Below are 16,927 nucleotides of genomic sequence, written 5' to 3'. Positions count from 1 at the left end.
GCTGGTCGGCCGCGAGCTCACCAAGTCGGCCCGCCCGGAGCTGGGCGCCGCCAAGATCATCGTCTCGGGCGGCCGTGGCCTGGGCAGCGGCGATGCCTACCGCGCCACCCTCGAACCGCTGGCCGACAAGCTCGGCGCCGCCCTCGGTGCCAGCCGCGCCGCTGTCGATGCGGGCTACGTGCCCAACGACTACCAGGTCGGCCAGACCGGCAAGATCGTCGCCCCGCAGCTGTACGTGGCGGTAGGCATCTCCGGCGCCATCCAGCACCTGGCGGGCATGAAGGATTCCAAGGTGATCGTTGCGATCAACAAGGACCCCGAAGCCCCGATCTTCCAGGTGGCCGACTACGGGCTGGTGGCCGACCTGTTCGAGGCCGTGCCGCAGCTGGTTTCCGCACTCTGATTTCGTAGGGGCGAACGCGTTCGCCCACCTCAATCGTAACGCCGTGCGCGGACGACCGCGTTCGCCCCTGCAGCGCCCGCCCGGCCATACCCATTGCCAGAGGAATCGCCATGAGCACCTACGTCGCACCCGTGAAGGACATGCTGTTCAACATGAACGAACTGGCCGGCCTGCAGGAGATCACCACCCTGCCCGGCAACGAGGAGGTGAGCCTCGATCTCGTCGAAGCCATCCTCGACGAAGCCGGCAAGTTCGCCTCCGAAGTCGTCGATCCGCTCAACGCCGTCGGCGACAAGCAGGGCAACAAGTGGGACAACGGCGTGGTGAGCACCGCCGACGGCTTCAAGGAAGCCTATGCCGCGTTCTGCGAGACCGGCTGGAACGGCATGCCCGCCTCCACCGAATTCGGCGGCCAGGGCCTGCCGGTCACCGTGTCCACCGCCGTGCTGGAAATGTGGAAGTCGGCCAGCATCTCGTTCTCGCTGTGCCAGATGCTGACCCTCGGCGCGGTCGAGGCCATCGCCCACCACGCCTCCGACGACCTGAAGGCGACCTTCCTGCCGAACATGGTCTCCGGCAAGTGGACCGGCACCATGAACCTCACCGAGCCCCAGGCCGGCTCCGACCTCGCCGCCATCCGCAGCAAGGCCGAACCGCGCGGCGACGGCACCTACGCCATCACTGGCACCAAGATCTTCATCACCTGGGGTGAGCACGACATGGCCGAGAACATCGTCCACCTCGTGCTGGCCCGCCTGCCGGACGCGCCCCCGGGCGTGAAGGGCATCTCCCTGTTCATCGCGCCGAAGTTCCTGGTCAATGCCGACGGCAGCCTGGGCGAGCGCAACGACCTGATCTGCGCCTCCATCGAGCACAAGATGGGCATCCACGGCAGCGCCACCGCCGTGATGTCCTTCGGTGACAAGGGCGGCGCGATCGGCTACCTGGTCGGCGAGCCGAACCGCGGCCTCGAGTACATGTTCACGATGATGAACCACGCCCGCCTGAACGTGGGCCTCGAAGGCGTCGGCGTCTCCGAGCGCAGCTACCAGCACGCACTGGCCTACGCCCGCGAGCGCGTCCAGGGCCGCATCGTCGGCGACAAGTCCGGCGAGAAGAAGCCCATCCTGCATCACCCGGACGTGCGCCGCATGCTGATGGACATGAAGTCCCGCACCGAAGCCGGCCGCGCCCTGGCCTATTACGTGGCCGGCTGCATGGACCGCGCCCACAGCCACCCGGACGCCGACGTGCGCGCCGCCAACCAGCGCCGCCTCGAGCTGCTGACCCCGGTGGTCAAGGGCTGGTGCACCGAGAACGCCCAGGGCATCACCTGGAACGGCGTGCAGGTGCACGGCGGCATGGGCTTCATCGAAGAGACCGGCGCTGCCCAGTACATGCGTGACGCGCGAATCATCACCATCTACGAAGGCACCACTGCGATCCAGGCCAACGACCTGATCGGTCGCAAGACCGCCAAGGAAGGCGGCAAGAGCATGCAGCAGCTCCTCGCCGACATCGCCGAGACCGGCACCGCCCTGCGCAACTCCGGCAACGCCCAGCTCAAGGCGATCGCCGACGCCCTGGGCGACGGCATCGCCGCGCTGGACGAAGCGACCACCTGGCTGCTCGCCAACTACGAAGCCACCCCGCAGGCCGCCCACGCCGGCTCGGTGCCCTTCCTCAAGCTCACCGGCATCGTGGTCGGCGGCTGGCTGATGGCCCGTTCCGCACAGATCGCCGCCGACCGCATCGATGAAGCCGACGGCGACTTCTACAAGGCCAAGCTGGCCACCGCCACCTACTTCGCCCAGCACGTCATCCCGGAAGCCAACAGCTACCGCGATGCCATCGTGAATGGCGCCGACGCGGTGCTGGCCCTCGAAGAAGCCCTGTTCTGACGCCAGCGCGAGCCAACCAGAGCGCGACCCGACCCGCAACCGCAGTGCCCACCGTACCCACGTACGGCTGCGCACCGCGTTGCGGCCTCGGGCCGTCGGCAGCGGCTGCGTCGCGCCGGCGGATGAATGTACGACTTGATAGCAACAACGGAGATGACAGCAATGACGCGTGAAGCGATGGAATACGACGTGGTGATCGTCGGCGCCGGCCCCTCGGGGCTGACGACCGCGATCCGCCTGAAGCAACTGGCCGAACAGGCCGGCAAGGAGCTTTCGGTGTGCGTCGTCGAAAAGGGCTCCGAGGTTGGCGCCCACATCCTCTCCGGCGCCGTCATCGAACCCCGCGCGCTTGCCGAACTGTTCCCCGACTGGCGGGAACGCGGCGCGCCGCTCAACACCGCCGTCACCGAGGACCGCTTCCTGTTCCTCACCACCGAGAAGGCCTACAAGCTGCCGACGCCGCCGCAGATGCACAACGCCGGCAACTACATTGTCAGCCTCGGCAACGTGGTGCGCTGGCTCGGCCAGCAGGCCGAGGAACTGGGCGTCGAGATCTACCCGGGCTTCGCTGCCGCCGAAGTGCTCTACCACGAGGACGGCGAACTGCGCGGCTCGGTCAAGGGCATCGCCACCGGCGACATGGGCGTCGAACGCAGCGGCGAACCCGGCCCCAACTACCAGCAGGGCATCGAGCTGCACGCCCGCCAGACCGTCTTCTCCGAAGGTTGCCGCGGTTCCCTCACCAAAGGCCTGTTCACCAGGTTCGCGCTGCGCGACGGCGTCGACCCGCAAACCTACGGCATCGGCATCAAGGAGCTGTGGGAAGTGCGTCCCGAAGTGCATCAGCCCGGCCTGACCATGCACACCGTGGGCTGGCCGGTTTCCACCGATGTTTACGGCGGCTCCTTCCTCTACCACCTCGAGACCAACCAAGTCGCGGTCGGCTTCGTGGTCGGGCTCGACTACAGCAACCCGCATCTGTCGCCCTACGAGGAATTCCAGCGCTTCAAGACCCATCCGGAAATCCGCAAGTTCTTCGAAGGCGGCCGGCGCATCGCCTATGGCGCCCGCGCGCTCAACGAAGGCGGTTTCCAGTCGGTGCCCAAGCTCACCTTCCCGGGCGGCCTGCTGGTCGGCGACACCGCCGGCTTCCTCAACGTGCCGAAGGTCAAGGGCACCCACATGGCGATGAAGTCCGGCATCGTGGCCGCCGAGGCGCTGTTCGCCCACCTCACCGCCGAGGGCGTCACCGGCACCGAGTGCATCGCCTATCCCGAGCAACTCAAGCAGAGCTGGCTGTGGGACGAGCTGTACAGCGTGCGCAACATCCGCCCGAGCTTCCGCTGGGGCCTCTTCGGCGGCATCGCCTACAGCGCCATCGACACCTTCCTGCTCAAGGGTCGCGCGCCGTGGACGCTCCATCACCACGCCGACCACACCCAGCTCAAGAAGGCGTCGGACTGCCCGCCCATCGTCTATCCCAAGCCGGACGGCAAGATCAGCTTCGACCGCCTCTCGTCGGTGTTCATCTCGGCCACCAACCACACCGAGGACCAACCCTGCCACCTGCGCCTGAAGGACGCCTCGGTGCCGATCAGCGTGAACCTCGCGCTCTACAACGCGCCGGAAACCCGCTATTGCCCGGCTGGCGTCTATGAAATCGTCGAAGACCCGAGCGGTCCGCGGATGCAGATCAACGCCCAGAACTGCTTGCACTGCAAGACCTGCGACATCAAGGACCCGACCCAGAACATCGACTGGGCCGTGCCCGAAGGCGGCGGCGGCCCCAACTACCCGAACATGTAAGCACAACCCAAGGCAGGACCGGGGGAGAACAGCAATCCCCCAACACAACAAAAAAAATCCGCAGACCAAGCCGCAAACAAGGAGGAATCATGTCGGCAGACATCTACAAGAAAGTCCGGGCGAACCCGAAATTCGCCGAACTCGAGGGCAAGCGCAGCCGTTTCGCGCTGCTGCTCACGGCCATCGTCATGGTCAGCTACTACGGCATGATGATGATCGTGGCCTTTGCGCCCGATTTCATGCGCACGCCCATCTCGGCCGGCTCGACGCTGACCATCGGCGTGCCCATCGGCGCCGTCATCATCATCGGCTCCTGGCTGCTCACGGGCTGGTTCGTGAGCCGCTCCAACGGCGAATTCGACGCCATCAACAACGAAATCGTGAAGGAGGCCACCAAGTGATCCACCTCCGCCACCTCCTCACCGCCCTCGCGGCCAGCGCCGTCAGCGGTACCGTCCTGGCCGGCGACGCCATCGGCGCCGCCCAGAAGCAGCCCCTCAACCTCACCGCCATCGGGATGTTCTTCATCTTCGTGGTGGCCACCATGGGCATCACCTACTGGGCCGCCAGCCGGACCAAATCCACCGCCGACTTCTACACCGCCGGCGGCGGCATCACCGGCTTCCAGAACGGCCTCGCCATCGCCGGCGACTACATGTCCGCCGCCACCCTGCTGGGCCTCTCGGCGATGACCTTCTCGAAGGGCCTCGACGGCTTCATCTACGCCATCGGCTTCTTCGTCGGCTGGCCGGTGATCCTGTTCCTGATGGCCGAACGCCTGCGCAACCTGGGCAAGTTCACCTTCGCCGACATCGCCTCCTATCGCCTCGACCAGGGCACCATCCGCACCTTCGCGGCCTTCGGCTCGCTGACCGTGGTGTGCTTCTACCTGATCGTGCAGATGGTCGGCGCGGGCCAGCTCATCAAGCTGCTGTTCGGCCTCGACTACGCCACCGCGGTGGTCGTGGTGGGCGTGCTGATGGTGGTCTACGTCACCTTCGGTGGCATGATCGCCACCACCTGGGTGCAGATCATCAAGGCCTGCCTGATGCTCTTCGGCGGCACTGTGCTGCTGTTCCTGTCCCTCGGCCAGTTCGGCTTCAGCCTCGAAACCGCGGCCCAGAAGGCGGTCGAAGTGCACAAGGACGGCATCAAGATCATGGGCACCGGCTCGCTGATGGCCGACCCGGTCACCGCCGTGTCCCTGTCGTTGGGCCTCGTGTTCGGCACCGCCGGCCTGCCCCACATCATGATGCGCTTCTTCACCGTGCCGAACGCCAAGGAGGCCCGCAAGAGCGTGTTCGTGGCCAGCGGCTGCATCGGCTATTTCTTCATGGTGGTGTGCGCCCTGGGCCTGATGGCCATCGTGATCGTCGGCCAGAACCCCGAGTTCTTCGAAGGTGGCAACATCGGCGGCAAGCTGATCGGCGGCGGCAACATGCCGGTGATGCACCTGGCCAAGGCCGTGGGCGGCAACCTGTTCCTGGGCTTCATGTCCGCCGTGGCCTTCGCCACCATCCTCGCGGTGGTGTCGGGTCTCGCCCTGGCGGGCGCGTCGTCCATCGCCCATGACCTCTACGCCCGGGTGATCCGCAAGGGCACCGCCAGCGAAACCGAGGAAATGCGCGTCTCCAAGCTGTCCACCATCGCCCTGGGCGTGGTCGCCGTGCTGCTGGGCATCATGTTCGAGAAGCAGAACATCGCTTTCCTCGTCGGCCTGACCTTCGGCATCGCCGCCTCCACCAACTTCCCGATCCTGATCCTCTCCATGTACTGGAAGGGTCTGACCACCCGCGGTGCGCTGCTGGGCGGCCTCGCCGGCCTGATCTCGGCCGTGGCCTTCGTGGTGCTGTCCAAGGCCGTGTGGGTGGTGGTGCTGGGCAACGCTGCGCCGATCTTCCCGTACGAGCAGCCTGCGCTGTTCTCGATGCCGCTGGCCTTCTTCTTCACCTGGCTGTTCTCGGTGACCGACAGCAGCGCCCGCGCCAAGCAGGACAAGGCGGGGTTCGACGACCAGTACGTGCGCTCCCAGACCGGCATCGGTGCCGCCTCGGCCAGCGCTCACTAATGCACCACGGCACGCCCCGCGCGTGCCGGCACAGATCGTCTTCTCTCCTCTTCCGGGAGATTTTCACGGCGCCTTCGGGCGCCGTTTTTTTGGCCCCATCCGCTCGGCGATCGGCAAACGCCGGGCAACAAAAAACCCGGCTTTCGCCGGGTTTTCTTGCGACACGCCCGAAAAGGATCGGGCGGTCGTCGGGCACTGCCATCAGCGCGGCGCATGGCGCCAGCGCTGAATCGTCGGGGACTTAGGCCACCGGAACGATGTTGGCGGCCTGCTGGCCCTTCGGGCCGGTGACCACGTCGAAGGTCACGCGCTGGCCTTCGGTCAGGGTCTTGAAACCCTTGGACTGGATCGCGGAGAAGTGCGCGAACAGATCGTCACCGCCGTTTTCCGGGGTGATGAAACCGAAGCCCTTGGAATCGTTGAACCACTTCACGGTACCTGCTGCCATTTTGAACATCCTTAAAAAAACAAGAAAACAGGGAATTCCCCCTGGAAAGGGCGAAACTCAAGACGGCGGGGTGATGAAGGGACGACTGCCGCGCCAAAGCGGGTACTGAACCTGACAACAACAACACTACTTGAAGATCGCGAGACAGGACTGTGCACTGTATCGGCCGGCAATGCAAACACTATTTGATGACAACGCCTCTTTTTCACGTAAAAACACGCCAAACGGCTCACTGCGACAATCAACCGCAGCGTTCGCCCACCGCCAGCCCGCGGTGTGGCGAGCCGCTTCGGCGATAATCGGCGCTCCGCCCACCCCCGTCGACACCCCCTCAGCCATGCCTCGCCCCCCCAGTTCCACCGACGCCCTGCGCCGCCTGATCGGCCTGCGCTGGCTGTCGATCGGCGTGATGCTCGGCGTGCTCCTGTGCGTGCCCTGGCTGCTCGACATCCCGCTGCCCGGCGCGGCCCTGCTGCCGGTCGCGGCCACCCTGATCGCCATCAACGCCGCCTCGATGCTGCGCCTCGCACATCTCGGCGACGACGTGCGCCCCGCCGAGCTGTTCGCCCAGCTGTGCATCGATCTCGCCGCCTGGAGCGCGTTTCTGTACTTCACCGGCGGCGCCACCAACCCGCTGATCTCCCTGCTGCTGCCCCTGGTGGCGATCGGCGCGGCCACCGTGCCGGGGCCATGGGCGTGGTCGCTGGCGGTACTCGCCGTGGCGGCCTATTCGCTGCTGTGGGATTTCAACGAACAGCTCGACATCTACGACTCGGGGCTCGCCGTGCATTGGCATCTGGCCGGCATGTGGCTCACCTTCGCCCTGTCGGCCGGCGTCATCGTCTGGTACGTGGTCCGCATGACCGCCGCGATCCGCAGCCGCGACCAGGCCCTGGCCGAAGCGCGTGAGGCCAGCCTGCGCAACGAGCGCATCGTCGCCCTGGGCAACCTTGCCGCGGGCGCCGCCCACGAACTGGGGACGCCGCTCGGCACCATGGCCATCCTCGCCGGCGAACTGGCCCGCAATCCGGCCCTCGACGACGACACCCGTGCCGACGCCGAACTGCTGCGCACCCAGATCGCCCACTGCAAGACCATCCTCGGCGGGCTCACCCTGCGCGCCGGCAGCCTGCGTGCCGAAGGCGGCACGACGATGGCCGCCGACGCGTGGCTGGCCGGCATCACCCAGCGCTGGCGCAGCCTGCGGCCCCACGTGCCGCTCGCCACGCGCATCGACTGCGGCACGCCGCCGCCCCTGCTGGTTGCCGACGCAACCCTCGAGCAAGCCATCCACAACCTCATCAACAACGCCGCCGACGCCGAACCCCAGGGCGTCGAATGCGCCGCCCGGATCGACGGCGCGCAGCTCGTCGTCGAAGTCCTCGACCGTGGCCCCGGCATGCCGGCCGGGCTGCAGGCTGGGCGAGACGCCGTCGCCAGCCCCGGCCCGGGGCTCGGCATCGGCCTGCTGCTCGCGTTCGGTGCCGTCGAGCGCTGCGGCGGCACCATCGCCTTCACACCCCGCCCCGGCGGCGGCACCATCGCCACCCTCAGCCTTCCTCTTTCCGCCCTTCAGCCATGACTTCGCCGGACGCTCCCCACATTCTCGTCATCGACGACGACCCCGCCTTCAACCGCGTGCTAGTGCGCGCCCTGGGCCAGCGCGGCTTCACCGTGTTCGGCGCCGCCGACCCCGAAAGCGCCCTCGCCCTGGCCCGCCAGCATGAACCCGAATACGTGGTGCTCGACCTCAACATCGCCGGCAGCTCCGGCCTGCGTCTCATCGAGCCGCTGCTGGCGGTCAATCCGGACTGCCGGATCCTGGTCCTCACGGGCTACGCCAGCATCGCCACCACCGTCGACGCAATCAAGCTGGGCGCCACCCAGTACCTCGCCAAGCCCGCCGACGTGGATGCGATCCTGAAGGCACTCTCGGCCACCGACGTGGTGATCGACGACACCCCGTCGGCAGCCCCGATGTCGGTGGATCGGCTCGAATGGGAACACATCCAGCGGGTGCTGGCCGAAAACGAAGGAAACATCTCGGCCACCGCGCGGGCGCTTAAAATGCACCGACGCACCCTGCAACGGAAACTGGCCAAACGGCCGGTCAAGGAATGAACGACAGACACGATCACGACGCCCGCACCCGCCTCGACAAATGGCTGTGGGCGGCCCGCTTCTACAAGCACCGCACGCTCGCCACCGACGCCGTCGAGGGCGGCAAGGTCCAGCTCAACGGCCTGCGGGTCAAGCCCGCCAAGGACGTGAAGGTCGGCGACACGGTGGCGATCCAGCTCGCCGAGGCGCACTTCACCGTCGTCGTCACCGGCATCGCCGAAAAACGCGGCAGCGCCACGGTGGCCCAGACGCTCTACGCCGAAACCGCCGAGAGCGCCGCCGCGCGCCAGGCCCAGCGCGAGCAGCGCAAGCTCGCCGCCACGCCCGGCGCCGATCTGCACGGCCGCCCCACCAAGCGCGACCGTCGGCAGATCGGCCGCTTCACCGACGGCTTCTGAACCGCCTCACAGCGCGATCGCCAGCGCCAGCGGCAGGAAGGCCACCGCCAGCACGTTGCCGATCAGCACCATCGAGGCGACCTTCTCCGGCTCCTGGTGGTAACGCTCGGCAAACATGTAATTGAGCACCGCCGGCGGCAACGCGCCGAAGACGATCAGCAGCGCTCGCTCCTGGGCCGGCAGCGGCACCAGCGCGAGCAAGGCCGCCGACAGCGCCAGTCCGATCAGCGGTCGCGCCACGGCGCCGGTCACCCCCAGGCGGATCGCCGAGATGCGCGACTCGCTGATCCGCACCCCCAGCGCAAACAGCATCAGCGGAATCGAGATGTCGCCGAGCATCTTGATCGCCAGCATTGCCGGCGGCCACACCTCGAAGCCCGCGATGCCCACCGCCAACCCGGCCAGCGTGGCCAGCACCGACGGCACCTTCCAGACGCTGGCGAGCCGCGCGTGATGGTCGAGATACCAGGCGCCAAACGTGAAATGGACCAGGTTCGACACCATGAACATCACCACCGCCGGCGCCAGCGCCGCATCGCCGAAGGCCAGCACCGCCAGCGGCAGGCCCAGGTTGCCGCAGTTGTTGAACATCATCGGCGGCACGAAAGTGCGCGGCGCCACGCCAATCGTCCGCGCCACCGCCCAGCCCAGCAGGCCGGAGCCGACCACCGCGACGAAGGTCACCCCGAGCAGCGGCAGGAACTGCATGATGTGGAAGGACTTGTTCGCCAGGGCGCCAAACACCAGCGCCGGCACGAATACGTCCATGTTCAGCTTGTTGGCCTGGGAGAGATCCGGTCTCGCGCGCCGGCCGACCAGGAAGCCCACGGCGGTGATGGCAAAGAGCGGGAAGAGGATGGAAACGATGCGCAGCAGCATGGGGAGGACGAGGGGAAGTTGGAGTCGAGTCGGGCCGCTCTCCGGCGGCGCGCCACCAACGGTATACGCCATCCGACCCGCAAAATAAATGAGGGGCTACCTCGGCAGCCCCTCGCTCACGTCCACCGCCGGCATGAGGCCGGCGCAGGCTTACAGCACGTAGCGCGCGAGATCCTCGCGCTGGGCCAACACTTCGAGGCGCCCGTCCACGTAGGCGGCGTCGATGGTCACAGTTTGCTCGCCGGCCCTGCCGGCTTCGAAGGCCAGCTCTTCGAGCAGCTTTTCCATCACCGTGTAGAGGCGGCGCGCACCGATGTTCTCGGTCTTCTCGTTGACCTGGAAGGCGATCTCGGCGAGCCGGCGGATGCCGTCCGGCGCGAACCGCAGGGTCACCCCGTCGGTGGCGAGCAGCGCCTCGTACTGACGGGTGAGGCAGGCGTCGGTCTGGGTGAGGATGCGCTCGAAGTCCTCGACGGACAGCGACTCCAACTCCACGCGGATCGGGAAGCGGCCCTGCAGCTCGGGAATCAGGTCGGACGGCCGCGACAGATGGAAGGCGCCGCTGGCGATGAACAGGATGTGGTCGGTCTTCACCATCCCGTACTTGGTGCTGATCGTCGTGCCTTCGACCAGCGGCAGCAGGTCGCGCTGCACGCCCTGGCGCGACACGTCGGCACCGTGGCTGTCGGAGCGCGTGGCGATCTTGTCGATCTCGTCGAGGAACACGATGCCGTTCTGCTCGACCATCTTCAGCGCCTCGAGCTTGAGCTCCTCGTCATTGACGAGCTTGGCGGCTTCCTCGTCGGCAAGCAGCTTCATCGCCTCCTTGATCTTCAGCTTGCGGGATTTCTTCTTCCCGCCGCCGATGTTCTGGAACATGCTCTGGAGCTGGCCGGTGAGCTCCTCCATGCCCGGGGGCGCGAGGATCTCGGCGCTCATGCCGGGCACCGCCACCTCGATCTCGACTTCCTTGTCGTCCAGCTCACCCTCGCGCAGCTTCTTGCGGAATTTCTGGCGGGTGGCGTTCTCTTCCGGCGTGGCCGGCTCGGCGCCGAACCCCACTGTCGGCCGGGCCGGCGGCAGCAGGATGTCGAGCACGCGGTCCTCGGCGGCGTCCATCGCGCGGTCGCGGCATTTCTTCATGGCCTGCTCGCGGTGACTCTTGATCGCGATTTCCACCAGATCGCGGATGATCGTATCCACGTCACGCCCCACGTAGCCCACCTCGGTGAACTTGGTCGCCTCGACCTTGATGAAGGGGGCGTTGGCCAGCCGCGCCAGACGGCGGGCGATCTCGGTCTTGCCGACACCGGTCGGGCCGATCATCAGGATGTTCTTGGGAGTGATTTCGCTCTTCAGCGGCTCGACCACCTGGGCGCGCCGCCAACGGTTGCGCAGCGCCACGGCCACGGCCTTCTTGGCCTTGCCCTGGCCGACGATGTGCTTGTCGAGTTCGGAGACGATCTCCGGGGGCGTCATCTGGGTCATGGCTTCAGCACTTCGATGGTGTGGCACTGGTTGGTGTAGATGCACAGGTCGCCGGCGATGGTGAGCGACTTCTTGATGACGTCCTCGGGGGCGAGCTGGGTGTTCTCGATGAGCGCGCGGGCGGCGGACTGGGCGTAGGCGCCGCCGGAACCGATCGCCACGATGCCCTGCTCGGGCTCGAGTACGTCGCCGTTGCCGGTGATGATCAGGGAGTTGTCGAGATCGGCCACCGCCAGCATCGCCTCCAGGCGGCGCAGGGCGCGATCGGTGCGCCAGTCCTTGGCGAGTTCGACGGCACTGCGCACGAGGTTGCCCTGATGCTTCTCGAGCTTGGCCTCGAAGCGTTCGAAGAGCGTAAAGGCGTCGGCCGTGCCGCCGGCAAACCCGGCCAGGATGCGATCCTGGTACAGCTTGCGCACCTTGCGGGCGCTGGCCTTGATGACGATGTTGCCGAGGGTGACCTGCCCGTCGCCGCCGAGGGCCACGTGCCGGCCGCGCCGGACCGAGAGGATGGTGGTGCCGTGATATTGTTCCATTGGAACGATCTGGGGGCGAAAAAAGGAATTACAAGAGCCCCGACCACACGATTCGTCAGGCGACGACGGGCGCGACGCCCGCCGTCCCGGCGCTCAGCCGCGCAGTTCGATGCGCGCGACCTGATGGAGCCCCATCACCTGCATCAACGCGGCGACCATCGAATTGACGCCGGTCAGCACCACCAGACGGCCCTGGGTGTGGAGCTGGGAGATGATGTTGAACAGGGTGCCCGCCGAGACGAAATCCATTCGTCGCAGCCGGCTGCAATCGATCTCGACCTTGGTGCGATCGGCCGCGAAGGCGGTGATCTTGCGCAGCACTTCGGTGTTCGGTCCGATGATCTCGCCTTCGAGCAGATAAATGCGACTCAGCGCCGCATCGACCGCCTCGGCGCCGGTCTGGCTCGCGGTGATGGCGGGCGGCGGCTCCCACGACGGAGGAGACTCTTCGAAGGTCATCGCGTAATCGACGGCCAGCTCCTCGAAACGCTCCTGCTGATCGGTGTACTGCAGGACCTCGAGGAGAAGGAGCCACAGGGTCTGATCGCTGCGCTTGCCGCTCGTCACCAGGCCGGCGAGGACATTGGCCAGATGGGCGGCGCCCGAAAGGTGAAGCTTGATCTTGGCCCGGCGCAGGCCGCGCACCGCCCGCAGGAGCAGGTCGCCGCCGGCGTTGTCGGCGCTGCGCAGGCGGCTCAGATCGATGCGCAGGGCGCCGGCGCGCATCCCGATCTGGATCAGCTGGGCGAACTGCGCGGCGGCCTGCCCGCCCAGGTGGCCGGACAGGTTGATGGTCTGCACCTTGGGCTCGACGCCGGCACGGGCCGCATTGGCGGACAGATCCTGCCAGGCCGGCGGGGAGCGCTCGAATTCGGTGGCGAAACCGAGGCTGAGGGATTCAAAGCGCTCGCGCTGACCGACCAGGCGCAGCAGGTCGAGCAGCATCGACCAGAGGTTGAAGCGGGTGGTGTCGTCGACGGTGGTCTGGAGCGCGTGCTCGAGCACCATCCGGGCTTCGTCGTCGCCGCCGTTGGCGTAGAGGATCGCCGCCTCCTCGGCGGGCGGCGCCATTTCGTCGACGCCCTCCTCGACATGAACCTTGTCGGCGCACTGGGCCAGCACGCGGTTCAGATCGCCGCCGGCGATGGTGAAATCGAGGGTCGAGGTTTCGCTGCGAGGGACCGGGCGCGACCGGGCGGCGGCCGGCGATGCGCCTACCGCGCCGGAACCGCTGCGGGAACGAGGTGCAGGACTTCCGGCAGGTGCAGGCTTCTTGCCGAAAAACGGTAGCACCACTCGCGCACCCTCCAAGTCATTTTTTTACGATTGACAAGGATAACACTCATCAAAGCACTCGCTCCGTGATTTACATCCTGTCGGAATTCACACTTGACAGCGCAGCGAGCACAACGAAAAACACCGCGCATATCGGGCCGAAGGGTTGATCGAAACCCAGCGACACCGCAAAAGCAACGCAGTAGCCCACCATTCCGATGACCGCCGCGAGCACCAAACCGGCCCGCCAGCCTCGCCCGAAGCGGTAGGCCACCAGCGGCGGCACGAAGACCAGGGCGAACGCCGCCATCACGCCGAGGCTGACCGTGGCCAACGCCACCGCGAGCCCCGCCAGCAGATCGAAGAGCATCAGCCGGGGGCGGGCATCGCGACCCCGCGCCCGGTAGAACTCCGGGAAGAAACGCCCCAGCAGCAAGGGCCGCGACAGCCAGCCGAGCAGTGGCGCGACCACCGCACAGGCCAGCCCCGCCGCCAGCAGATGCCCTTCCCCGGTGAAGTAGAGCTGGCCGTCGAAGAGCGCGTGACCGGCCTGCTCGGCCAGCGGATGATTGGCCACCAGCAGCACCCCGCCCCCCCAGGCCAGCAACATCATCAGCGCGTAGGCGCTGACGCCGGCACGGGCCATCAGCCCCTTGGCCAGCGCCGCGAGGAAGGCCGCCAGCACCCCGCCGGCGAGCATCGGCCAGCCCGCCACCATGGCCAGCAAGGCGCCGGCCGACGCCATCTGAGCAAAGGCCAGCGCCGCCAGCCACTCATGGCGCAGGCGCAGGTACATGCCGATGAGCGGCAGCAGGCCGGCGAGCAGCAGTCCGGTGAAGAACGGCACCCGGAACAGCGGATCGAACAGCAGATCGAAGCTCATGACTGCGCACCTCCGCCCACCTCGACGACGCGGGAGCACACCTGATCGATGAAACCGTGGTCGTGGGAGACGATCACGATGCCCTGCTCGGCGTGGGCACGGGCGAACCACTCGGCCAGATAGGCGACGCCGGCACGATCGAGGTTGTTGGTGGGCTCGTCGAGCAGGATCAGATCGGCCGGCGCGGCAAGACAGGCCCACAGGCGCAGGAACTGCAGTTGCCCGCCCGACAGCCGGTCCAGCCGCCGGTCGAGCCGTTCCGCCAGCCATGGCGGCAGGCCGACGGACGGGGCGCCGGTCAGCGCGAGCAGTTCGCGCCCGCTGACCGGCACCCCGCGCAGGTCGTCGAAGCCCTGGGCCTGGTGCGAAATTTCCAGCCCGGGCGCCTTTTCGACGCGCCCGGCGAACACCCGCACGCCGCCCCACAGCGCCTTGAGCAAGGTGGACTTGCCGGCGCCGTTGGGCCCGGCGAGGCCGAGGACCTCGCCCCGGCGCAGCTCGAAATCGAGCGGTCCCGCCACCGGCGCGGCATAGCCGGCGGTGAGCCGGCTCACGCGCAGAAGCACCTCGGCCATGCCGCCCCCTTACTTCAGGCCGGCGAGCAGGCGCCGGATGGTGTCGTCGAAGAGGCCGAACAGATCGCCCGCCTCCGCCGAGCCGCCGACCGTGAAGGGCAGCACCACCGCCGGGATCTTCGCCCGCTCCGCCAGCCAGTCGGACGACGCGGCGCGCGCGTAGGCCGGGCGCAGGATCATCCGCGCCGGCGTCGCCTTCTGGCGCTCGAGAATGCCGGCGAGCTGGGCGCTGCCGGCCTCGACGCCGGGCTTGGGCTCCAGGGCGCCGAGCTCCTTGAGCCCGAGCCAGTCGGACAGGTAGGGAAACGCCTTGTGCTGGACCCACACCGGCGCGCCCCGCAGCGGTGCGGCCGCCTGCTCCCAGCGTGCCATCGCGACCTTCCACCGGTCGGCGAAGCGCGCGTAGCCGGTCTTGTAGGCCGCCGCGTTGGCCGGGTCCACCTGTGCCAGTCGCGCCGCGAGCGCTTCGCCCACCTTCAGCATGTTGCGCGGATCGAGCTGCAGGTGGGGATTGCCGCCGGGATGGACATCGCCGTCGGCGCGATCGAGGCGCCCCGGCACTTCGAGCAGACGCACCACCGAGGCGGCCTCGAAGTAGCCCGGCTGGCCCGGCTGGATCGCCGGGTTGCCGGATTCGCGCAGCACCATCGGCAGCCAGCCGATCTCCAGCTCGGCGCCGGTGGCCACCACCAGTTGACTGCCGCGGGCGCGGGCGATCAACGAGGGTCGCGCCTCGACCCGGTGCGGGTCCTGCAGGGCGTTGGTGGCGGACACGGCATTCACCTTGTCGCCGCCGATTTCACGGGCCAGCGCAGCCCATTCGGGCACGCTGGCCAGCACGTTGATGGCCGCCGACGCCGGAACGGCGATCAGCAGCGCTGCGAGCGCCAGCACGGCGCGCAGAATCGATTTCGGAAACATCGCGTCACTCCTCAGAACTTGTGGGCGCCGTGGGCGCCGAGACTCATCACGTACTGCAGCCAGAGCTGGTTGTCGGGTTCGTCGGCGCGCGATTTGTCGCGCGCCAGCTGCAGGCGCAGCCGCGAGAATTCCGACGGCGACCAGTCGATCATCGCCGACTGGCGGCTCGGATCGTGGCCCGACAGCAGCGTCGGCAGCTCGGCACTGCCCAGACCGGCCACATCGACGGTGCCGCTGCGCAGCCAGTCGCCGCGCACGCCGACCCGCCAGCGCGGCATGAACTGGTACACGGCCTGCAGATAGGCGCCCGACTGGCGCAGACGGGCGGCCGAAGCCACCGACGCGCCGCCGAGCGTATCAAGGTCGTATGTCAGCTCGCCGTTCTCGCGGCGCAGGAAGTACTCGCCCTGCAGCTTGAGATGGGTCACGCTGCTGTTGCCGTTCGGCGCCCACTTGTAGACGAAGTCGGCAATCCAGGTCTGACTGCTGCCCGAGAAGCCGTTCTGCACCGCCACGCCGCCGATCTCGCCGTCCTCGAAGCGGCGCTCGCGCGGGTGGGTGCGCACGTGGGACAGGCCGACCTGCCACGCCGACGATTCGCCGATGTCGCCCCCCAGGTGGGCGAAGGCCGACCACAGGCCGGCGCCATTGGCGCTGCGCTCGGCGCCCGGGAACTTGCTGCCGCTCGCAGCTTCCATCCCCGCCTCGAAGAACAGCGCGGTGGGCGCGACCCAGCGCAGTTGCACGCCGTCGTTCTGCAGCCGGTAGCCGAAGAACGCCTTGTAGGCGAGCGGCGCGTCGGCGAAATCCCACTCGTGGGGGTGCTGCTGATTGAGGTAGCCGACGCCCGACAGGAAGCGGCCGGCCTTCAGCTTGAACCCGGTGGGCAGGGCCAGGGTCTCGACGTTCACCTCTTCCACCTCGACCTTGCCGGCGCCGTCGTCCTCGGCCAGCGAGAAGCGCGCGTTGCCGCGGAACAGGTGGTCGATGTTGGCCGAGATCGCCAGCTCCGACTCACCCAGCGAGAAACCCTTGCGCGGGGGGCCGACCTCGCCACCCGACGGCACGAAACCGTCGATGCGGTAGCTGGACGGATCGCGCTGCAGCCGCGTGAACTTGCTGTCGATGATCAACGAGATGGCCGGGTTGAAGGCGCCCTCGGAGGCCGGCCGGGCCGGCGCGGCGTCGCTGCGGACCGCAGCCGCGGCGTCGGCGACGCGAGTCG

Annotated in this window: 18 protein-coding genes; 9 read left to right on the top strand and 9 right to left on the bottom strand. The window is 67.7% G+C overall.

The window, feature by feature from the left end; genetic code table 11:
- The 6 genes from ACE3P2_RS11115 to ACE3P2_RS11090 all read left to right on the top strand — a co-directional run.
- Nucleotides 1–403: electron transfer flavoprotein subunit alpha/FixB family protein (locus ACE3P2_RS11115; protein ID WP_374264395.1), on the top strand; the 403-nt coding region annotated here is incomplete at its 5' end.
- Between the two features lie 110 nt (nucleotides 404–513).
- Entirely contained in the window at nucleotides 514–2,304 is a 1,791-nt protein-coding gene (locus ACE3P2_RS11110; protein ID WP_374264393.1) for an acyl-CoA dehydrogenase, read from the top strand.
- 162 nt (nucleotides 2,305–2,466) lie between these two features.
- Entirely contained in the window at nucleotides 2,467–4,110 is a 1,644-nt protein-coding gene (locus ACE3P2_RS11105; protein WP_374264391.1) for an electron transfer flavoprotein-ubiquinone oxidoreductase, read from the top strand.
- 89 nt (nucleotides 4,111–4,199) lie between these two features.
- On the top strand, nucleotides 4,200–4,511 hold the full coding sequence (locus ACE3P2_RS11100) for a DUF485 domain-containing protein (RefSeq protein ID WP_374264389.1): 312 nt from the start codon (nucleotides 4,200–4,202) through the stop codon (nucleotides 4,509–4,511).
- A complete protein-coding gene (locus tag ACE3P2_RS11095; protein ID WP_374264387.1) occupies nucleotides 4,508–6,178 on the top strand; it encodes a cation acetate symporter in 1,671 nt (556 codons plus the stop codon). The genes ACE3P2_RS11100 and ACE3P2_RS11095 overlap by 4 nt, the downstream gene beginning before the upstream one ends.
- A 22-nt stretch (nucleotides 6,179–6,200) precedes the next feature.
- A complete protein-coding gene (locus tag ACE3P2_RS11090; RefSeq protein WP_374264385.1) occupies nucleotides 6,201–6,407 on the top strand; it encodes a hypothetical protein in 207 nt (68 codons plus the stop codon).
- 12 nt (nucleotides 6,408–6,419) lie between these two features.
- Here the strand turns inward: ACE3P2_RS11090 and ACE3P2_RS11085 are convergent, their stop codons facing one another.
- Nucleotides 6,420–6,626, bottom strand: a complete 207-nt coding sequence (locus tag ACE3P2_RS11085; RefSeq protein WP_153161935.1) for a cold-shock protein — start codon at nucleotides 6,624–6,626, stop codon at nucleotides 6,420–6,422.
- A gap of 337 nt (nucleotides 6,627–6,963) precedes the next feature.
- On the opposite strand from ACE3P2_RS11085, the gene ACE3P2_RS11080 reads away from it, so the two are divergent.
- From ACE3P2_RS11080 to ACE3P2_RS11070, 3 genes are read left to right on the top strand one after another with little or no spacing between them, the layout of a single operon-like run.
- A complete protein-coding gene (locus ACE3P2_RS11080) occupies nucleotides 6,964–8,208 on the top strand; it encodes an ATP-binding protein (protein WP_374264383.1) in 1,245 nt (414 codons plus the stop codon).
- Nucleotides 8,205–8,747 carry a response regulator transcription factor gene (locus ACE3P2_RS11075; RefSeq protein WP_374264381.1) on the top strand — a complete coding sequence of 181 codons (543 nt, stop codon included), beginning with the start codon at nucleotides 8,205–8,207 and terminating at the stop codon, nucleotides 8,745–8,747. The genes ACE3P2_RS11080 and ACE3P2_RS11075 overlap by 4 nt, the downstream gene beginning before the upstream one ends.
- Nucleotides 8,744–9,145, top strand: coding sequence for an RNA-binding S4 domain-containing protein (locus ACE3P2_RS11070; protein ID WP_374264379.1), 402 nt, complete (start codon nucleotides 8,744–8,746; stop codon nucleotides 9,143–9,145). Before ACE3P2_RS11075 ends, ACE3P2_RS11070 begins: the two co-directional genes overlap by 4 nt.
- Before the next feature lie 6 nt (nucleotides 9,146–9,151).
- On the opposite strand, the gene ACE3P2_RS11065 is transcribed toward ACE3P2_RS11070, so the two are convergent.
- The 8 genes from ACE3P2_RS11065 to ACE3P2_RS11030 form a co-directional block, all read right to left on the bottom strand.
- Entirely contained in the window at nucleotides 9,152–10,024 is an 873-nt protein-coding gene (locus ACE3P2_RS11065) for an AEC family transporter (protein WP_374264377.1), read from the bottom strand.
- 150 nt (nucleotides 10,025–10,174) lie between these two features.
- Nucleotides 10,175–11,512 carry an ATP-dependent protease ATPase subunit HslU gene (gene hslU, locus ACE3P2_RS11060; RefSeq protein ID WP_374264375.1) on the bottom strand — a complete coding sequence of 446 codons (1,338 nt, stop codon included), beginning with the start codon at nucleotides 11,510–11,512 and terminating at the stop codon, nucleotides 10,175–10,177.
- Nucleotides 11,509–12,048 (bottom strand): ATP-dependent protease subunit HslV, encoded by a 540-nt coding sequence (hslV, locus tag ACE3P2_RS11055; RefSeq protein ID WP_374264373.1) that lies wholly within the window; start codon nucleotides 12,046–12,048, stop codon nucleotides 11,509–11,511. The genes hslU and hslV overlap by 4 nt, the downstream gene beginning before the upstream one ends.
- A 93-nt stretch (nucleotides 12,049–12,141) precedes the next feature.
- Entirely contained in the window at nucleotides 12,142–13,344 is a 1,203-nt protein-coding gene (locus ACE3P2_RS11050) for an STAS domain-containing protein (RefSeq protein ID WP_374264371.1), read from the bottom strand.
- A 70-nt stretch (nucleotides 13,345–13,414) separates the two neighbouring features.
- Nucleotides 13,415–14,206 (bottom strand): metal ABC transporter permease, encoded by a 792-nt coding sequence (locus ACE3P2_RS11045; protein WP_374264369.1) that lies wholly within the window; start codon nucleotides 14,204–14,206, stop codon nucleotides 13,415–13,417.
- A complete protein-coding gene (locus ACE3P2_RS11040) occupies nucleotides 14,203–14,781 on the bottom strand; it encodes an ATP-binding cassette domain-containing protein (protein WP_374264367.1) in 579 nt (192 codons plus the stop codon). Before ACE3P2_RS11040 ends, ACE3P2_RS11045 begins: the two co-directional genes overlap by 4 nt.
- 9 nt (nucleotides 14,782–14,790) lie before the next feature.
- Nucleotides 14,791–15,702 carry a metal ABC transporter substrate-binding protein gene (locus ACE3P2_RS11035; RefSeq protein ID WP_374264365.1) on the bottom strand — a complete coding sequence of 304 codons (912 nt, stop codon included), beginning with the start codon at nucleotides 15,700–15,702 and terminating at the stop codon, nucleotides 14,791–14,793.
- 11 nt (nucleotides 15,703–15,713) lie between these two features.
- A partial coding sequence (locus tag ACE3P2_RS11030) for a hypothetical protein (RefSeq protein WP_374264363.1) occupies nucleotides 15,714–16,927 on the bottom strand: 1,214 nt, incomplete at its 5' end.

The sequence above is a fragment of the Zoogloea sp. genome (assembly GCF_041911615.1).
Taxonomy (GTDB): domain Bacteria; phylum Pseudomonadota; class Gammaproteobacteria; order Burkholderiales; family Rhodocyclaceae; genus Zoogloea.
The sequence above is the reverse complement of the archived record's forward strand: the minus strand, read 5'-3'. Positions and strand labels throughout refer to the sequence as shown.